This window comes from Streptomyces sp. NPDC004266, from assembly GCF_042874095.1.
Lineage (GTDB): Bacteria > Actinomycetota > Actinomycetes > Streptomycetales > Streptomycetaceae > Streptomyces.
Map to the genome: position 1 here is coordinate 221,751 of NZ_JBIAMM010000015.1, position 16,364 is coordinate 238,114.

The following is a 16,364-nucleotide window of genomic DNA, read 5'->3' on the forward strand; positions in this document are numbered from 1 at the left end:
TCAGTTCCCCCCGGTGTTCTGCTGCTGGGCGGCCCGCTGCTCGGGTGACGGGCCGAACGTCTCGTCCACGGCACGGTCGAAGTCGCCCTGGTCCACCCCGAGGAGCTCGTTGAGGATCCGCGCCCGGCTCCCGCCCTCGCCCTCCGTCACGAGCGCCCGCCCGGTGTCCTTCCAGGTCTGCGCGGCGTCCTCCCCGGCGCGTTCGAAGGATTCGGCACTCCAGTCGGGGCTGAGGTAGTCGGGCGTGAACACGTCGCCCCAGTCCTGTTTGACGATGTCGTCCTCGGAGGCGTGCGGGTTGCCCACGGCGGAGTTCACCGCGACCTTGAAGGTGCCCTGGAGGTACTGGTCCTCCTCCCAGACGAGTCCGGCGGCAAGACCCAGCGCCGCCGCGAGGGTGTTGGCGTCCTGGATCTGCGCCCGCACACCCCACTCCCAGCGCTCGCAGTAGTCCTCGAAGTCGGCCGACAGCCCGTGGTGCCCGGCCTCCATGCCGGTCATCGAGAGTTCGGAGAAGCCCTTGCCGAGCACGGCGCCGGTGCCCGTGCCGATGTCCCGGAGCTCCGCGGTGGCCGCGCGGATCCCCTCCGTGATCCGCTTGATGCTCTCCTGGTCGAACTTGAGGTCCTCGGGCCCGCCGCCCATCAGACGCCACCGCCCTCGGTCCGTGCGTGGCCCTCCGCGTCGACGTCCACGGCGACGGCGTCGGGGACGATGCCGTGCACCGGCGGGAAGAACATCGACCCCTCCGGATCGGCGATGTCGACGGCCACCCCGGCGGGTACGCCCAGGGCCGGCACGACCTCGTCGAGGAGCCGCGCGCCGCGCACCGCCGCGTACTGCCAGGAGCGGGCGGCGTCGTCTCCCGACGCGCCGGGGACACGGGCACGGGCTCGGGCGAACCGGGCGAGGGAGGCCTCGCCGGTGAAGGCGCAGATCCACCGCACCCCACCGAGCGCGGCCGTCCACAGACCTCCGGAATCGACGGGAACGAGGACCACGGCCCGCCGCAGCTCGCCGATCATGTCCAGGGGATCGCCCTGCCCCGCCCGCCGCTCGGCGATCCGCTCCACAAGTGCCGTTCCGTCGCTCACTGGCTTCCCTCCCCGCCGTTCCGGGCCGTACCTACCCGCTTTCGAGAAGGAACACGACCTCTTCAGGAGGAACGGTTCCGTGGACGCGATCGAGACGTGACCACGAGCGGCACGCACCGGGACGGCGTCGTGCGCACCGCCGGCGGGCTGCCGGCCGCACTGCTCGGAAAGGTCAGGGCGCCGTCATGTTCGGCTTCATCGCGTCCGCGTCCCCTCATTAGGGTGACAAGTGCCGGGATCCGCCCGGACGTTGGTCTCGGAGGGTGGGGGAGAATGCGGCGTGGACGGGTGAACGGGGCTTCGGCTGCCGTGGTGTTGCCTTCGGTGTTGCGGGCGGGGCTCGTGGGGATCGCCGGTCTCGCCGCGGTGGTGGTCGTCGTGCTCGGGGCGCTGTTCGCCGGTGACGGTCGGCCCGGTGGGGTGGACGCGCGGGTCCGGGCGGTGGTCGACGGGGTGGTGCCGCCTCGGCGGGACGTCGCCCTGGGGCTGGACTTCCTGGGGGAGCCCGTGGGCGCGGCCGTGCTCGTGCTGGTCGCCGTGGTGGGGTGTCTGCTGCTCCGGTGGCCCCGCGCCGCCGTGTTCGTCGGGGTCGGGGTCGGGGCGGCCGTGGGGGTGGCTCGGCTGCTCAAGTTCCCGGTGGGGCGCACCATTCACGGGGACAACCTGTCCTTCCCCAGTGGGCACACCGCTTTTCTCACGGCCTTCGCCCTTGTGGCGGCGCTGCTCGTGGCCGGGCGGCTCGGGCTCGGGCGGGCGGCCGGGCTGGTGCTCGTGTTCGGGGCCGGGCTCGTCGCCGGTGCCGCCATGGGCTGGGCGCAGGTCGTCCTGGACGCCCACTACCCGACCGACGCCCTCGGTGGCTGGTGCACCGCGCTCGCGGTGGTGCCGGTGGTGGCGTGGGGCGTCGATCGGGCGGGTGGGTCCGGGCGGTGACGTCCCGTCACGCCCGGCGGCGGAAGACCGGTTTCACCGGGCGGCCCGCCAGCCAGGGGGTCGGGTCGCCGGCGTCCAGTGCCTTTCGGTAGACCGCGCAGGCCTGGGCCACCACGTCGACGGTGTGGTCGATGTCGGCGTCGTCCAGTGCGCTGCTCACCACGAACGACGGGGCCAGTACCCCGCCCGCGAGGAGCCGCCGCAGGAACAGGGTGCGGTACTCCTGCGAGAGCCGCCCCTTCTCGTCGAGGGTGGCGAAGACCAGGTTGCTGGCCCGGCCCCGTACGACCACGTGGTCGCCGACGCCCATGGCGGCCGCCGCTTCGCGGACTCCGGCGGCCAGGCGCTCGCCGAGGGCGTGCAGGCGGGCGGTGACGCCTTCTTCCGTGTAGGTCGCCTGCACCGCCATCGCGGCCGCCAGGGAGTGCGTCTCCGCGCCGTGCGTGGTGGAGAGCAGGAACACCCGGTCGTCGTCGTGGCGCAGGCCGCCCCGTTCCATCAGGTCGCGGCGCCCGGCGAGCGCGGAGACGGCGAAGCCGTTGCCCAGCGCCTTGCCGAAGGTGGAGAGGTCGGGGACGACGCCGTACAGGCCCTGGGCGCCCGCCTCCGACCAGCGGAAGCCGGTGATCATCTCGTCGAAGACCAGGACGCAGCCGTGCCGGTCAGCCAGTTCACGCAGGCCCGCGAGGTAGCCGGGCGGCGGCTCCGTGTGGGCGGCGGGTTCCAGGATCAGGCAGGCTATCTCGCCCTCGTACGCGGTGAGCAGGGCCTCCGTGGCGGGCAGGTCTCCGTACGGGAACGTCACCGTCAGGTCCGTGACCGGGATTCCCGCCGACATCGGTGTCGTGCCGATGAACCAGTCGTCGACCGAGAAGAACGGGTGGTCGGCGCAGATCGCCACCCGCGTGCGTCCCGTGGCCGCGCGGGCCAGGCGTACCGCCGCCGTGGTGGCGTCGGAGCCGTTCTTCGCGAACTTCACCATCTCGGCGGTCGGGACGGTGGCGAGGAAGCGCTCCGCCGCCTCGGCCTCCAGGATCGACGGGCGGACGAAGTTGCTGCCCCGGTCGAGTTCCCGCCGCACCGCCTCGATCACGCGCGGATGGGCGTGGCCGAGGCTGACCGACCGCAGGCCGGAGCCGTACTCGACGTAGCGGTTGCCGTCGACGTCCCACACGTGGGCGCCGTGGCCGTGGCTGATGACCGGGGCCAGGTTCTCGGGGTACTGGTCGTCGCCCTTGGCGTAGGTGTGCGCGCCCCCGGGGATCAGGGCGTGCAGGCGCTCGTTCGCCTTCCGCGACCTGGGGAGCTCGAACTCTTCGGTGTCCACGCCGACCTCACTTCTCTTTGTGCTTCAGGACCTCGGCGAGGCTCGGCGCCTCCCGGTCCCGCTGGGACGTCGACGTGACCGGCAGCGGCCAGGGGATGGCGAGCTCCGGGTCGTCGAAGGCGATCGTCACGTCCTCCGCCGGATCGTGCGGGCGGTCGATCCGGTACGAGGTGTCGGCGGTCTCGGTCAGCGCCTGGAAGCCGTGCGCGCACCCCGCCGGGATGTACAGCGTCGCCTGCGTCTCGCCGGACAGCTCGAAGAAGGCCCGGCCCAGGTACGTCGGCGAGTCCGGGCGCAGGTCGACGACGACGTCGAAGACCTTCCCGTACGAGCAGCGCACCAGCTTGGCCTCGCCCTCGCCGGAGCGCAGGTGCAGGCCGCGCAGCACGCCCCGGACCGAGCGGGACAGGCTGTCCTGGACGAAGGCGTCCGGGTCGATGCCGACCGAGCGGACCACGTCGGCGTCGAAGGTGCGGCAGAAGAAGCCGCGTTCGTCGGCGTGCGGGGTCGGTTCGAACAGGTACGCGCCGGCGATCTCCGGGACTTCGGTCGCTTTCATGGAGCCTTCCGCGAGGTGGGGGTGGTCGTGGGGAACAGGGCCGCCGTCAGGGCGGTGAACTGGTGGTCGAGTCGCCGGACGGCGTCCTCGTTCCGCTCGGCGAGCGTCCGCCGCAGCTCCGCCGAGCGCTTCTCCAGCTCCCGGAACTGTTCGAGCAGCCGGTCGGCGTCGACCTCGCGCGCCGGGTGGCAGTACTCGGCGAGGCCCATCTGCGCCATGAGCGCCTCGCTCTTCGCCGCGTAGGTGACCGCGAGCACCGGAGTGCCCGCCTTCAGCGCGCAGATCAGATTGTGGTAGCGGATCGCCACCGCCGTGTCGGCGGCCGCCATCTCCCGCGTCAGGTCGGCCAGTGAGGCCGTCTCCGCGGCGGTGACCAGCGGCGAGTCCACCGCGCCGAGGATCGCGGCGACCACCGTCGCGTCGACGTCGTCGCCGGTGAGCAGCCGGACCGGCCTGCCGTCCTCGACCATCGCGCGGACGAAGCGGATCGTCCCGTCGAGATAGCGCCGGTGGATCTCCTCGGCCCGGGCCCGGTCGTCGTTGCCGCCGTGGAAGGCCATGACGCCGACGCAGACCAGGCCCGGCGGGCCCGCCGGGGGAGCCGGCGGCGTCGGCAGGGAGAAGGCGAGGTCCGGATGCACTTCGTCGCGTGCGGTGTCCACGCCCATCTCCCGCATGGCGTCGCGGGACTGGGCGTCCCGGTAGGACCGGTACGCGGCGAGCCGCGCCGACCAGCGGACCAGGGCCCGGGTCGGCCGGTCGCGGATCGCGGCGGCGCCGACGCCGACGAGCGCGACCGGGGTGCCGAGGAGCCGGCCGGTCGCGCAGAGCAGGAACAGCGAGTACGGGAAGCCCCACGGCCGCAGCGGCAGCGTGGCCTCCAGGACGCCCATGCCGGGGACGATCACCACGTCGTGCCGGCGCACCCAGGCGGCGGTGCGGAGGACGTCGACGAGCTTGCCCAGGCCCTTCCCCGCGACCGCGCCCGCGCGCGACGCGGTCCGGTACTCCCCGCGGTACCAGTGCAGCCGGGTCGCGGGGATCCCGTACCGGGCCGTCACGGCCTCGGGTCCGCCGCACAGCGCGTCGACGGCCGCCTCCGGGTGCTCGGCGCGGAGGTACCCGAGGACGGCCTCGAGCGATCCGTCGTTGCCGAGGTTCCCGGAGCCGAGGAGGCCGAAGACCCCGACCCGTACCGGAGTCATGACCGCCTTCCCTCGCGTCCGGCGACGAGGGCGTCGACGGAGACGGCGAGCCGGGCCGGGTCGACCGGCGCGCGGTCCTCGACCCGCTCGCCGGCACCCGGCCGGGCCCGGCTGGTCGCCCAGGCGGCGAGGTGGCGGTAGCACGCGCGCCGGTCGGCGGCGGACAACGGAGCCCTCTGGATTGCCGAGACGAAGCCCCAGACGTACTCGGCGAGCAGCCGGGGCGTCGGGTGCAGCGGGCCCGCCCGGCGCGGATCCAGGTTGACGCACCGGGAGCGCTTGGAGGGGTTCGCCCGCTCGGCGCGGGTGGGGTGGTCGCGGCGGAAGTACAGCAGCTCGGGCACCTGGTGGAAGGGGCCGTGCAGGCCGATCTCGGAGACGAACGTGCGGTCCGCGTGGTGGTAGCTGTCGTGCGGCTTCACCCGGCGCAGCACGTCGGCCCGTATCACCCCGTAGAAGTCGTCGCCGCCGGGCTCGAACAGCATGCTGCGGAACCGCTCCGGCGCCCGCGGGGAGGCGGTGGCGAGCTTGTACTCGTACGGGACCTTCACCCGGCCGTCGGCGTCGATGACGGCCTGGTCGGCGTGGGCGAGGATCACCTCCGGCCGCTCGTCGAGCGCCTCCACGCAGCGTCGCAGCAGGTCCCGGGCGTACAGGTCGTCGTGCGAGGCCCACTTGAACAGCTCGCCCCGGCACTCGGTGAAGACGTAGTTGTGGTTGGGCGCGGCCCCGATGTTCCGGGGCAGCCGGATGTAGCGGATGCGGGAGTCCTTCTCGGCGTACCGGCGGCAGATGTCCCGCGTGCCGTCGGTCGAGGCGTTGTCGGAGATGACCAGCTCGAAGTCCTCGTACGTCTGGCCGAGCAGGGCGTCGAGCGACTCGGCGAGGTACTCCTCGCCGTTGTACACGGGCAGGCCGATGCTCAGCCGGGGTCGGGCGGTCATGGGGTCCTCACTTCGTGGTTCGGGTTCCGGTGGTGCTCCCGCGAGGCGGAGCGCAGCTGCAGCCACCACACGGCCGAGCCTGCGGCGGTCGCGGCGGCGACGCCCCAGGCCGAGCCGACGGTGCCGGCCACGACGGCCCCGCCGAGGCCGCCGGTGACGTAGCAGGCGGAGGCGAACAGCTGGGCGCGCAGGCTGCGCCGGGCCGCGCCGAGCGCGCGCAGCCCGGCCGCCGCGCCGGTGCCGAGGCCGGCGCCCGCGACGCCGAGCGTGGCCGGCACGATGAGCTCCGAGGCGGAGTGCCAGACGTCGCCGAGCACGAGCTCGCCGAGCCGGTCGGGCACGAGCAGCAGCGCCGCGCCCCAGAGCAGCGCGGCGACGGCCTGCCCGCCGCCGAGCAGGAGGCAGAACCTGCCGAGTCGGTGCGGGGCCCGGCGCAGCACCCGTGCCGCCTCCGCGACGGTGACGAGCGACAGCCCCATCAGCAGGGCGAGGAACGGGCCGAGCAGGAGCTCGGCGCCGCGGACCGCGCCCACCGCGCCGACTCCGACGATCACGCCGAGCCCGTACGACCGGAGCTGGCCCGCGCCGCTGAGGCTGCCGTTCTCGACGAGGTAGCGGTAGCCGAGGTCGCGCTGCTCGCGCAGCCAGCCGCGCGCCTCGGCCGTCCGGGGCCGGACGCCGGACTGGAGCAGGCCGTACGCCGCGGCGACCGCGGCGGACGCGCCCCAGGCGAGCACGAAGGCGGCCACGCTGCCCACGCGGGCCGCCACGACCATGGCCGGGACGAGCGCGACGCCCCACACCAGGTCGTTGACGAACGCCTTCCGTCCGGCGCCCGCGGCGAAGAAGGCGAACCGCCAGGCGTCCTGCAGCAGCAGCCCCGGCAGGACGACGCCCAGGCAGGCGAACGCGGTCCCCACGCCGCCGCCGAGGGCGAGCCCGGCCAGCAGGCACACCGCGCCGACGGCGGCGCCGACGGCGAGCGAGGCGCCCGTCGACCGGGCCGCCGCCCCGCGCCAGGCCGTCTGCGACACGCCGCTGAAGCGCACCACCAGCGGATCGGTGGCGAGCCCCCGGGAGGCGCCGAGCACCACGCCGTAGGTCACCCACGCGAGGCTGAACACGCCGAAGGCGGTCACCCCGAGCGAGCGCGCCACGTAGAACCCCACCACGAAGTTGGACATGCTGGAGGCCGCCTGGTCGGCCAGTCCCCAGGACAGCCGGCCGACGACGGCCCGCCGCACGGACCGGGCCGGTGCCGTCGCCTTCTCCTCCTCCTCGGTGGTCATCGGCGTCATGCCTTGATCAGCCCGGCGGCGACCAGGGCGTCGGCGGCGGCGGCGACGGTGTCGAACGGCAGCCCGGACCGCTCGGCGACGTCCAGCAGGTCGTGCTCGCCGTCGGAGAGGTTGAGCACCCAGAGCATGGCCATCTGGGCCTGCTTGGTGTCGCTGCGGCCGCCGAGAGCGTCGTACAGCCCGCGCCGGCCGAGCTGGGGTTCGCCGTAGGGGCTGAGGTTGAGGTGGCGCCGGTTGCGGTCGAGGACGGCGAACGCCTCGCGGCAGACGGCGAGCGTGTCCTCCATCGCCTCCGGGGAGACGAAGTCCGGGTTGTCCGCCGAGGTGTGGTACTCGGGGTAACCGGCGTACGGGGTACGGGTGAGCGAGCCCACGCCGAGGTCGAAGCCGGGCGAGCAGAACTGCCGCTCGTCGTAGCCGTACGGAGTGAACTCGACGATTCCGTGCGGCCGTTCGGAGGATTCGAGCACGTGCCGCATCACCCGGTCGATCTCCGCGTCGCCGCGCCGGCTCCGCTTGTACGTCAGGCTGCCCCGGTCGCCGGCGCAGGCCAGCACGAGCCCGTGCTTGACCCGGTCGATCCGCTCCTTGTTCCGGGCCAGCCAGGTGATCGCCCCGATGGTGCCGGGCGCGAAGAGGAAGCGGTACGTGTAGTACGGCGTCCCCTCCGCGAGCGCCCGGGCGAGGAACGTCGCCACTGCGATGCCGGCCAGGTTGTCGTTGGCCAGCGACGGGTGGCAGACGTGGCAGGAGACGATCACCTCGTCGGCGACCTGCCCGGGGACCACGTGCTCGGCGTAGGTGAGGTGGCCGTCGGCCAGCGTGGAGTCGATCCGCACCTCGTACGCGCCGTCCGGCAGCGCGTCCAGGGTCTCCTGGGCCAGGCAGAAGCCCCATTCCGGCTTGTAGTAGCTGGTGCGGTACGGCACCCAGGACGGGTGGTCCGGCAGGGTGTGCAGGTGTTCGCGCAGCTCGCTCAGCGGCAGGGTCGCCGACACCGGCACGCTGTAGCCGAGGACGTGCAGGCTGGACGCGGCGAAGTCGACGACCCGGTTGCCGGCCGGGTCGGCGACGTACGCGTCCCGGATGTTCCACTCCTGGGGCACCGTCCAGTCCAGCACCTGCGTCCCGGTCGGCACCTCGTGCACCTCCAGCGGAAGGTACTCGCCGACGATCTCCAGGGTGGCGCGCACCCCGTCGCCGGTGATGCTCCGGCACAGCGGGTACAACCGCTCCACCAGGGCGTGCATCTCCTCGCCGGCCGCCGTCATCGGCGCCACCGCAGGGTGTCGTCGACGGCGCCGGTGCCGGAGGCCGCGCGCAGCACGGCGAGGCGGGTGAAGCGCCGCTCGAAGTCCTCCCGGGTGAGACCGTGCTCCCTGTAGGCCTCGGCGAGTTCCAGCGCGCCCCGCTTCACCGTCCACTCGCAGTCGAAGCCGGGGACCGCGGAGCGGAACCGGGAGAAGTCCACCCGGTACGACCGCGGATCGGCGCCGGTCTCGCCGGTGATCACCACCTTCGAGCCGTCCACCGCCTCGGCGACCTGCGCGGCGATCTCGGCGACCGTGACGTTGTTGACCTCGCTGCCGATGTTGAACGCCTGGTCGTGCACCGCCTCCCGGGGCGCCTCCAGCGCGGCCGTGAAGGCCCGGGCGATGTCGGCGGCGTGCACCAGCGGGCGCCAGGGGGTGCCGTCGGACAGCACCAGCACCTCGCCGGACAGCAGCGCGTGGCCCACCAGGTTGTTCAGCACGATGTCGGCGCGCAGCCTGGGGGAGTAGCCGAAGGCGGTGGCGTTGCGCATGTACACCGGGGTGAAGTCGTCGTCGGCCAGGGCGTGCAGGTCGTCCTCCACGCGCACCTTGGACTCCGCGTACGGCGTCACCGGGCGCAGCGGGGCGTCCTCGGTCACCAGCTCGTCGCCGCCCGCCGCTCCGTAGACGGAGCACGTCGACGCGTACAGGAAACGCTTCACGCCCGCCTCGCGGGCCAGCCGGGCGAGGCGCACGGACGCGTGGTGGTTGATGTCGTAGGTGAGCTCGGGCGCCAGCGATCCCAGCGGGTCGTTGGACAGCGCGCCCAGGTGGATCACGGCGTCCACCCCGGCCACGTGCTCGGCCGTGACGTCCCGCAGGTCCACCCGGTGGCCCGCCGGGTCCGCCGGGGCCGGGCCGAGCACACAGTCGGCGAACAGGCCGGAGTCGAGCCCGACGACCTCGTGCCCGGCGGCGGTGAGGACGGGAGCCATGACGGTGCCCAGGTAGCCCTGGTGTCCGGTCAGCAGTACGCGCAAGGTTCAGTCCCCCAGGTCGAGAGTGAGTTTGGTGACGGCGAACGCCTCGGCGTAGCGCGCGTGACATTCGATGCCGCGGATCCGTGCCAGGCCGAGGAAGGCCTCCCGGTCGTACCAGGGCCGGTGCCGCTGCGAGGGGTAGTGCTCCTGCAGCAGCCGCACCTTCTCCTCGGCGATCTCCGGCGACAGCGGCTGGTACGCCACCGGGCGGCCGAGATCGGCGTCCCACTTGACGATCTCGTAGCCGAGCACGAGGTGGTCGCGGAACGCGGTGGACATCAGCTTCGCCAGGGTGTGGTGGTCCTGGTGCGCGTCCTCGGTGCGCGGGGCCAGGATCAGGTCCGGTTCGGTCCGCTCGCGCAGCTCCTCGACCGCCGCCTTGGCCTCCTCCCAGTGCGCGGGCAGCCGGCCGTCCGGCAGCTTGAGCACGGTCAGCCGCAGGTCGGCGCCCGGGCAGAAGGCGGCGAGCGCGGCCTGCTCCTCCTGCTCCCGCTCGCCTCCGCCGCCGGAGAGCACCAGCGCGTCGACGCGTGTGCCCGGACGTGCGAGGCACAGCGCGAGGAGCGTGCCGCCGGCGCCGATGGCGATGTCGTCGCAGTGCGCGCCCACCGCGACGATCCGGTCCAGGCGCCCGGTGCCGAGGCGGATCAAGCGGTCACCCCCGCCGCGTCCCGTTCCCACACGGCCCACGGGCGGTCGCCCCGGGCGTAGGCCTCGTCGAGCGCGGCCCGCTCCTTCACGGTGTCGGTCGGCTTCCAGAAGCCGCGGTGTTGATACGCCACCAGACGGCCCTCCTTGGCCAGGCCGGCGCAGCCGTCGGCGACCAGGTCCCCGCCCTCCGGTATGTGGTCGAAGACCTCCTGGCGGAGGACGAAGTAGCCGCCGTTCTCCCACAGCGGCAGTTCGCTGACGGCGGTGATGCCCCCCACGAGCCCGTCCTCGCCCAGCTCCACGCAGTGGAAAGAGGACTGCGGCGGCACCACCGTCATCGAGGCGCCGGCGTCGCGCCGGGAGAACCGGTCGATCATCTCCGGCAGCGGCGCGTCGGTGAGCACGTCGGCGTAGTTGGCGAGGAACATCTCGTCGCCGTCCAGGTGGTGCCGCACCCGGCGCAGCCGCTCCCCGATCGGCGACTCGATGCCGGTCTGGGCGAACGTGATCGTCCAGTCGGATATGTCGGTGGACAGCAGCTCGGTCCGGCCGCCGCGCAGCACGAAGTCGTTGGACGTCGTCTCCTCGTAGTTGAGGAAGAAGTCCTTGATGTGGTGCGCGCCGTATCCGAGGCACAGGATGAACTCCGTGTGCCCGTAGTGCGCGTAGTAGCGCATGACGTGCCAGATCAGCGGGCGCGGGCCGACCATCGCCATCGGCTTGGGCACGTCGTCGGAGGTGCCGTTGCGCATCCGCATTCCGTAACCGCCGCAGAACAGGACGACCTTCATGCTGTGACCTCTTTCGCGGGCACCTCGACGATGCTCAGTTCCGGGATGGGGAAGACGAGACGGCCGCCCCAGTCGCCCACGAAGGACAGCTGCTCGACCAGCTCGGCCCGCAGGTTCCAGGGGAGGACGAGGACGTAGTCCGGCCGGTCGGCGGCGATCCGCTCGGGCGGCAGGATCGGGACGCGGGTGCCCGGGGTGAACCTGCCGTGCTTGTAGGGGTTGCGGTCGACCGTGTACGCGAGCAGGTCGGGCCGGATGCCGCAGTGGTTGAGCAGCGTGTTGCCCTTGCCGGGGGCGCCGTAGCCGACGACCGTCTCGCCGCGCTCGGCCGCGTCGATGAGGAACCGCAGCAGGTCCCGGCGCACCTTGGCCACCCGGTCGGAGAACTCGGCGTACCCGGACAGGTCCTGGAGTCCGGCGGCCTTCTCCCGGTCCAGCACCTCGGCCACGCGGCCGGTCGGCTCGCCGGCCACCGCGGAGGGGCGGGCCCACAGCCGGATGGAGCCGCCGTGCGTGGGCAGCAGCTCGACGTCCACGAGCGTGAGCCCGCCGCTCGCGAGCGCCCGGGCCGCGGACGCGACCGTGTAGTACTGGAAGTGCTCGTGGTAGATCGTGTCGTACTGGTTCTCCTCGATCAGGGTCAGCAGGTGCTGCACCTCGATGGAGACCCAGCCGTCGTCGGCGACCAGGGCGCGCAGCCCCTGGGTGAAGCCGACGACGTCGGGGATGTGCGCGTACACGTTGTTGGCGACGACCAGGTCCGCCGGGCCGTGCTCGGCGCGGACGGCCGCGCCCGTCTCCGGGCTCAGGAAATCGGTGCGCGTGGGCACGCCTGCCTCCCGCGCCGCGGCGCCGACGTTCACCGAGGGCTCGACGCCGAGGCAGCGGATCCCGCGGTCCACCACGTGCTTCAGCAGGTACCCGTCGTTGCTCGCGACCTCGACCACGAAGGCGTCGCCGCCGAGGGCGAGCCGCTCCACCGCGTCCGCGACGAACGTGCGCGCGTGCTCCACCCAGGAGGTCGAGTACGAGGAGAAGTACGCGTACTCCTCGAAGGTCTCCTCCGGCGTGATCAGCGGAGGGAGCTGGGCCAGCCAGCAGTCGGTGCAGACCCGCAGGTGCAGCGGGTACGCGGGCTCCGGCCGGTCCAGTTCGTCCGCGGCGAGAAAGCTCTCGCACGGCGGCGTCGCCCCCAGGTCGACGACGCTCGTGAGCGCCGCCGAGCCGCAGAGTCGGCATCGTGTCATTTACTGCCCCCCATTGATTCCGCCCGCACCGCGATCGCGGTGCGGTACTCCTCCAGCAGGCGCTCCAGCCCGACGGCCGGGCTGAAGTGCCGCTCGTACCGGCGCCGGGCCGCCAGGCCCATCTCCCGGTTGCGGGCCGGCGCGGCCGTGATCCGCCGCAGGCGGTCCGCGAGCGAGGAGGCCTCGCCCGGCCGGTGCAGCAGCCCGGTCACCCCTTCGTCGACGAGTTCGACGAAGGCGCCGTGCCCGGCGGCGACGGCCGGGACCCCGGCCGCCATCGCCTCGGCGACCACCAGTCCGAAGGTCTCCCTGGCCATCGAGGGAGCCACCACGGCGACCGACCGGGCCACGGCCCGCCGGCACTCCTCCGGGTCGTACAGGCCGACGTACCGCACGTCGTCCCGGCCCTCCGCCCAGGCCGCCACCTCCCGCTCCAGCGGCCCCGCGCCGGCGAGCACGAGCGGCACGCCCGCCCCGCCGTCCGCCGCGAGCTCGTCCCACGCGGTCATGAGCAGCCGTACGCCCTTGGGCTCCGCGAGCCGGCCGAGGAAGAGCAGGTGCTCACCGGTGCCCGTCCGGCAGGTGCCCGGGTCGGGCACGAAGTTGTGCTTCACCGCGAGCCGTTCGGCCGGCATGCCGGACCGCACCAGGATGTCGCGCTGCGCCGCGGAGATGCAGAAGAACCGCTCCACCCCGGACCACCACCGCCGCCGGTTGACCGTCAGGCTGACCGCGAGCGGGACCGTGGCGAGCCGGGAGTTCCGGTAGCAGCCGTGCCGGACGGCGGGCAGCGCCGCCGTCGACCCGACGCACTCGGTGCACGGCCGGCCGTCCCGGTGCAGCGTGCCCGGCGGGCAGACCTGGGTGTAGTTGTGCAGGGTGGCGACGACGGGCACGCCGGCGTCGGCGCAGGCGGCGAGCACCGCCGGCGAGAGGAGCGGGAACACGTTGTGGACGTGCACCACGTCCGGCCGGTCGGCGCGGAGCCGGGCGGCGAGTTCGGTGCGGACCGCCGGGTTCCACGGCACGAGGAGCGGCACCGCGGCCTTGCCGAGGAGGGACCGGCCGGCGATCTCGTCGCTGCGCCGCTCGAACAGGTCGACGCGGTGGCCGGCCGCGCGCAGCAGCGCCACCTCCTCGTCGACCACCCTGTTCTCCCCGCTCGGCTGCGCCGAGGAGTAGCGGTTGTGCACCACTAGGACATGCATGCTCAGATCACCTCCGGGCCCATCGCGGGACACGTCGTCGGGGAATGTCGGACCTCTGAGGAGGAATGCCGGCCGCCGGGAGCGGCGCGGCCGCGGCGGGCGCCGCGAGCAGCGAGGCGGCCAGGGCCAGATGCAGCAGATACGCCGAGGCGTCGCCGAGACCCACCTCGGTGTACGACGAGATCGCGCAGTAGCTGATCAGGAAGATCGCGCAGGCCCTCGACAGCGACGGCGGCCGTAGCAGCGCGATGCCGCCGAGCGCGAGGAGGAACGACGCCACGACGGCGACGCCGAGCAGTCCCTGCTCGTTGTAGACGGCCAGCCAGCTGTTGTCGATCGGCAGCCCGTCCCACGACTTGTCGCCCAGGCCCAGGCCGAAGACCGTGTCCCCGGTCGTCCGGGGCGCCGAGAGGAGGGAGTCCCACACCTTCGCCCGGCCGGTGAGGTTGGAGAAGTTCTCCTGGCTCTGCCCGCGCAGGAACCACGTCCGCAGCGCGGAGCCGAAGACCACCGCGGCCACCGTCGCGCACAGCACCGCCCAGGCGAAGAACTTGCGCGCGGCGGCGCTGGTCAGGATGAGCGAGCCGATCGCCAGGACCAGGCCGATGATCATGCCGAGCGTCGCCGTCCGGGTGTGGGTCATCGCCAGCAGGACGAACGAGGGCACGATGACCACCGCCGCGCCGGCCAGGGTGGTCCTGCGGCCGAGGAGCAGCAGCACGGAGAGCCCGATGATCACCGCGGAGTACTGCCCGATCTGCGGCGGTGTGAGCGGCCACAACGCGCCCACGAGACGCCCGCCGTAGTACTCGGGCATGGCCGTGCCCGGCGAGACGACCAGGCCGGCGGCCACCAGGACGAGCACCGCGAAGTACCACCGGATGTGGTGGTGGACGAACCGCGGACTGCCGTCCCACCAGCGGCTGAGGAGCCACAGCGTGCCGACGAAGAGCGTGAGCCGCGCGCAGCGGAAGAGCGCGCCCGCCCCGGCGTCCACACTGGAGATCAGGCTCGGCACGAGCAGCAGGGTCAGCAGGAACACGAACGCGCTGGGCCGGATCCGCAGCCGCGGGTTGACCGTCAGAGCCAGCGTGAACGCGCCGACCAGCGCGCCCATCGTGACCATCTGGATCAGGGAGCGGGGGATCGGGACGATCGTCTTCGCCCCGGCGGAGCCCAGCACGTTGAGCGCGAGGAGCGCCCAGGCGATCCCGACCGCCTTGGGGGCGCGGTCCGTGCCCGCCTCGATGTCCGTACGCATCTCAACCACCGTTCCGCGCGCGGAAGGTGCTGCCCGCGTCCTGCCCGTACGGCGCGCCCTGCCACTGCCCGGCGCCGAGCGTCCGGCCCGCGTCGTGCGCGACGAACGTCCACGGCCCGACGTAGACGTTGTCGTGCCAGCGGTTGTCCTGCCGGAACGTGATCGCCCGGGCCACCCGGTCGCCCTTGTACGGCGACCAGTCCGGAGAGGTCCCGTCGTTGGAGAGCACCGCCATCCGGTCGCACAACACCGTGCAGTCGAGGACGGACTTGTCGAGGACGAAGCGGTTGCCGTGGATGTCCACCCGCTGGGTCTTCCACCGGCAGTCGGCGTAGAGCGGTGCGCCGGCGATCCCGGGCCGCGCGCAGCGCCTGGTGTCCTTCACCAGCAGGGTGCAGTAGCCGGTCGAGGTGTTGGCCGGGCTGTTGCAGAACCGGTCGGCGTTCTCCCACAGGGTGATCCCCGACCAGTTGTCCTCGAGCACGTTCCCGTGGATCTCGATCCTGTCCGTACGGGCGTGGATCCGCGGCTCGCCGCCGGCCTCCGACACGTAGACGGCCGCGTACGGGAAGTCGTCGCCGTCCTCGGCGCCCGCGCGGCCCTCGACCCAGTTGTTCCGCCGGATCGTGTTGTTCCGGATGACCGCGTTGTAGCTGGTCTCGTACATCAGCGCGGCACCGTCGTTCGCCTCGAGGACGTTGTCCTCGAAGAGGAAGTCGTTGTTGTTGTTGTCCGCCCACAGGCCGGCCCCGCGGTTGTCGTGCACCCAGTTGCCGCGGATGTCGGCGCCGTCGACCGCCCAGAACTTGACGCCTCCCGTGCAGCCGCAGCCCGGCTGCCTCCGCTCCCAGTCGTCGGTGTTGTTGCCGGTGATCTCGTTGCCCTCGACGACCAGGCCCTTGATGGAGTCACCGGTCTTGTAGGCGTTCATGCCGTACTGGCCGTTGCCCCGCAGGCAGCTGGCGCGGACCTGCTGGCGGGCACCGGCCATCAGCCCGGCGCCGGAGTTGTGCTGGATCACCGCGTGCTCGATCACCCACCCGTCGGCCATGTCGTGGTTGACCACGCCCTCGTCCTGCGGCGCGGTGAAACCCTGCACGGTCAGGTACCTGATCGTGACGTCGCGGGCGGTGCCGCCGAACGCGTAGTGGTTGGTCTTCGCGCCGTCGAGCACCGCGCCAGGCGCCCCGAGGTACGTGTTCCCCTCCTTGGGGAGGACCTGGTCGTACTCGCCCGGCTCCAGCCTGTGCCGGCCCGGCCGCAGCCAGAACGTGGTGCCCGGCGGGCTGTCCTCGGTCTTCGCGGCCAGGTCACCGGTCACCGAGGGATCGACCGTCACCGCGCCCGCCGGCGCCCGCGCCGGCCCGGCCGCGGGCCCGGCGCACACCCGGGCCACGGCCGTGGACGCGGACGGGGCGGCGGTGGCCCTCGGCCGGCCGCCCTGCTTCGGCCGGGCGTCCGGCGCGCCGCCGCTCTCGCAGCCGGTCGCCACGAGCAGCGCGAGCAGTGCCGCCGGCACCGCCCGGTGCCGCCACGTGATCCGCAAGGTCCTC

16 protein-coding genes are annotated in these 16,364 nt (G+C 73.1%); 1 reads left to right on the forward strand and 15 read right to left on the reverse strand.

What is annotated here, in order from left to right; all coding sequences use genetic code 11:
* On the reverse strand, positions 1-648 hold the full coding sequence (locus ACFYUZ_RS31025; protein ID WP_389314848.1) for a hypothetical protein: 648 nt from the start codon (positions 646-648) through the stop codon (positions 1-3).
* Positions 645-1,094, reverse strand: a complete 450-nt coding sequence (locus tag ACFYUZ_RS31030) for a hypothetical protein (RefSeq protein WP_389314796.1) — start codon at positions 1,092-1,094, stop codon at positions 645-647. Before ACFYUZ_RS31030 ends, ACFYUZ_RS31025 begins: the two co-directional genes overlap by 4 nt.
* Before the next feature lie 288 nt (positions 1,095-1,382).
* On the opposite strand from ACFYUZ_RS31030, the gene ACFYUZ_RS31035 reads away from it, so the two are divergent.
* Positions 1,383-2,027: a phosphatase PAP2 family protein gene (locus ACFYUZ_RS31035; RefSeq protein WP_389314797.1), complete on the forward strand. Its 645-nt coding sequence runs from the start codon at positions 1,383-1,385 to the stop codon at positions 2,025-2,027.
* Between the two features lie 7 nt (positions 2,028-2,034).
* Here the strand turns inward: ACFYUZ_RS31035 and ACFYUZ_RS31040 are convergent, their stop codons facing one another.
* From ACFYUZ_RS31040 to ACFYUZ_RS31100, 13 genes are read right to left on the reverse strand one after another with little or no spacing between them, the layout of a single operon-like run.
* Positions 2,035-3,354, reverse strand: coding sequence for a glutamate-1-semialdehyde 2,1-aminomutase (locus ACFYUZ_RS31040; RefSeq protein ID WP_389314799.1), 1,320 nt, complete (start codon positions 3,352-3,354; stop codon positions 2,035-2,037).
* 7 nt (positions 3,355-3,361) lie between these two features.
* Positions 3,362-3,913 (reverse strand): dTDP-4-dehydrorhamnose 3,5-epimerase family protein, encoded by a 552-nt coding sequence (locus ACFYUZ_RS31045; protein WP_389314801.1) that lies wholly within the window; start codon positions 3,911-3,913, stop codon positions 3,362-3,364.
* Positions 3,910-5,118, reverse strand: a complete 1,209-nt coding sequence (locus ACFYUZ_RS31050; protein WP_389314803.1) for a polysaccharide pyruvyl transferase family protein — start codon at positions 5,116-5,118, stop codon at positions 3,910-3,912. The genes ACFYUZ_RS31045 and ACFYUZ_RS31050 overlap by 4 nt, the downstream gene beginning before the upstream one ends.
* Positions 5,115-6,062, reverse strand: coding sequence for a glycosyltransferase family 2 protein (locus ACFYUZ_RS31055; RefSeq protein ID WP_389314805.1), 948 nt, complete (start codon positions 6,060-6,062; stop codon positions 5,115-5,117). The genes ACFYUZ_RS31050 and ACFYUZ_RS31055 overlap by 4 nt, the downstream gene beginning before the upstream one ends.
* Positions 6,059-7,360 carry a hypothetical protein gene (locus tag ACFYUZ_RS31060; protein WP_389314807.1) on the reverse strand — a complete coding sequence of 434 codons (1,302 nt, stop codon included), beginning with the start codon at positions 7,358-7,360 and terminating at the stop codon, positions 6,059-6,061. Before ACFYUZ_RS31060 ends, ACFYUZ_RS31055 begins: the two co-directional genes overlap by 4 nt.
* The gene (locus ACFYUZ_RS31065) at positions 7,357-8,640 is read right to left on the reverse strand and encodes a DUF4910 domain-containing protein (protein ID WP_389314809.1); all 1,284 of its coding nucleotides are present in this window, start codon (positions 8,638-8,640) and stop codon (positions 7,357-7,359) included. Before ACFYUZ_RS31065 ends, ACFYUZ_RS31060 begins: the two co-directional genes overlap by 4 nt.
* Positions 8,628-9,653, reverse strand: coding sequence for an NAD-dependent epimerase/dehydratase family protein (locus ACFYUZ_RS31070; protein ID WP_389314811.1), 1,026 nt, complete (start codon positions 9,651-9,653; stop codon positions 8,628-8,630). Before ACFYUZ_RS31070 ends, ACFYUZ_RS31065 begins: the two co-directional genes overlap by 13 nt.
* 3 nt (positions 9,654-9,656) lie before the next feature.
* On the reverse strand, positions 9,657-10,304 hold the full coding sequence (locus ACFYUZ_RS31075; RefSeq protein WP_389314813.1) for a PIG-L deacetylase family protein: 648 nt from the start codon (positions 10,302-10,304) through the stop codon (positions 9,657-9,659).
* Positions 10,301-11,095, reverse strand: a complete 795-nt coding sequence (locus ACFYUZ_RS31080; protein WP_389314815.1) for a glucose-1-phosphate cytidylyltransferase — start codon at positions 11,093-11,095, stop codon at positions 10,301-10,303. Before ACFYUZ_RS31080 ends, ACFYUZ_RS31075 begins: the two co-directional genes overlap by 4 nt.
* The gene (locus ACFYUZ_RS31085) at positions 11,092-12,342 is read right to left on the reverse strand and encodes a class I SAM-dependent methyltransferase (RefSeq protein ID WP_389314817.1); all 1,251 of its coding nucleotides are present in this window, start codon (positions 12,340-12,342) and stop codon (positions 11,092-11,094) included. The genes ACFYUZ_RS31080 and ACFYUZ_RS31085 overlap by 4 nt, the downstream gene beginning before the upstream one ends.
* Positions 12,339-13,550, reverse strand: coding sequence for a glycosyltransferase (locus ACFYUZ_RS31090; protein WP_389314819.1), 1,212 nt, complete (start codon positions 13,548-13,550; stop codon positions 12,339-12,341). The genes ACFYUZ_RS31085 and ACFYUZ_RS31090 overlap by 4 nt, the downstream gene beginning before the upstream one ends.
* A gap of 7 nt (positions 13,551-13,557) precedes the next feature.
* The gene (locus tag ACFYUZ_RS31095; RefSeq protein ID WP_389314820.1) at positions 13,558-14,811 is read right to left on the reverse strand and encodes an O-antigen ligase domain-containing protein; all 1,254 of its coding nucleotides are present in this window, start codon (positions 14,809-14,811) and stop codon (positions 13,558-13,560) included.
* 1 nt (position 14,812) lies between these two features.
* Positions 14,813-16,357, reverse strand: a complete 1,545-nt coding sequence (locus tag ACFYUZ_RS31100; protein ID WP_389314822.1) for a right-handed parallel beta-helix repeat-containing protein — start codon at positions 16,355-16,357, stop codon at positions 14,813-14,815.
* Positions 16,358-16,364 lie beyond the last annotated feature (7 nt).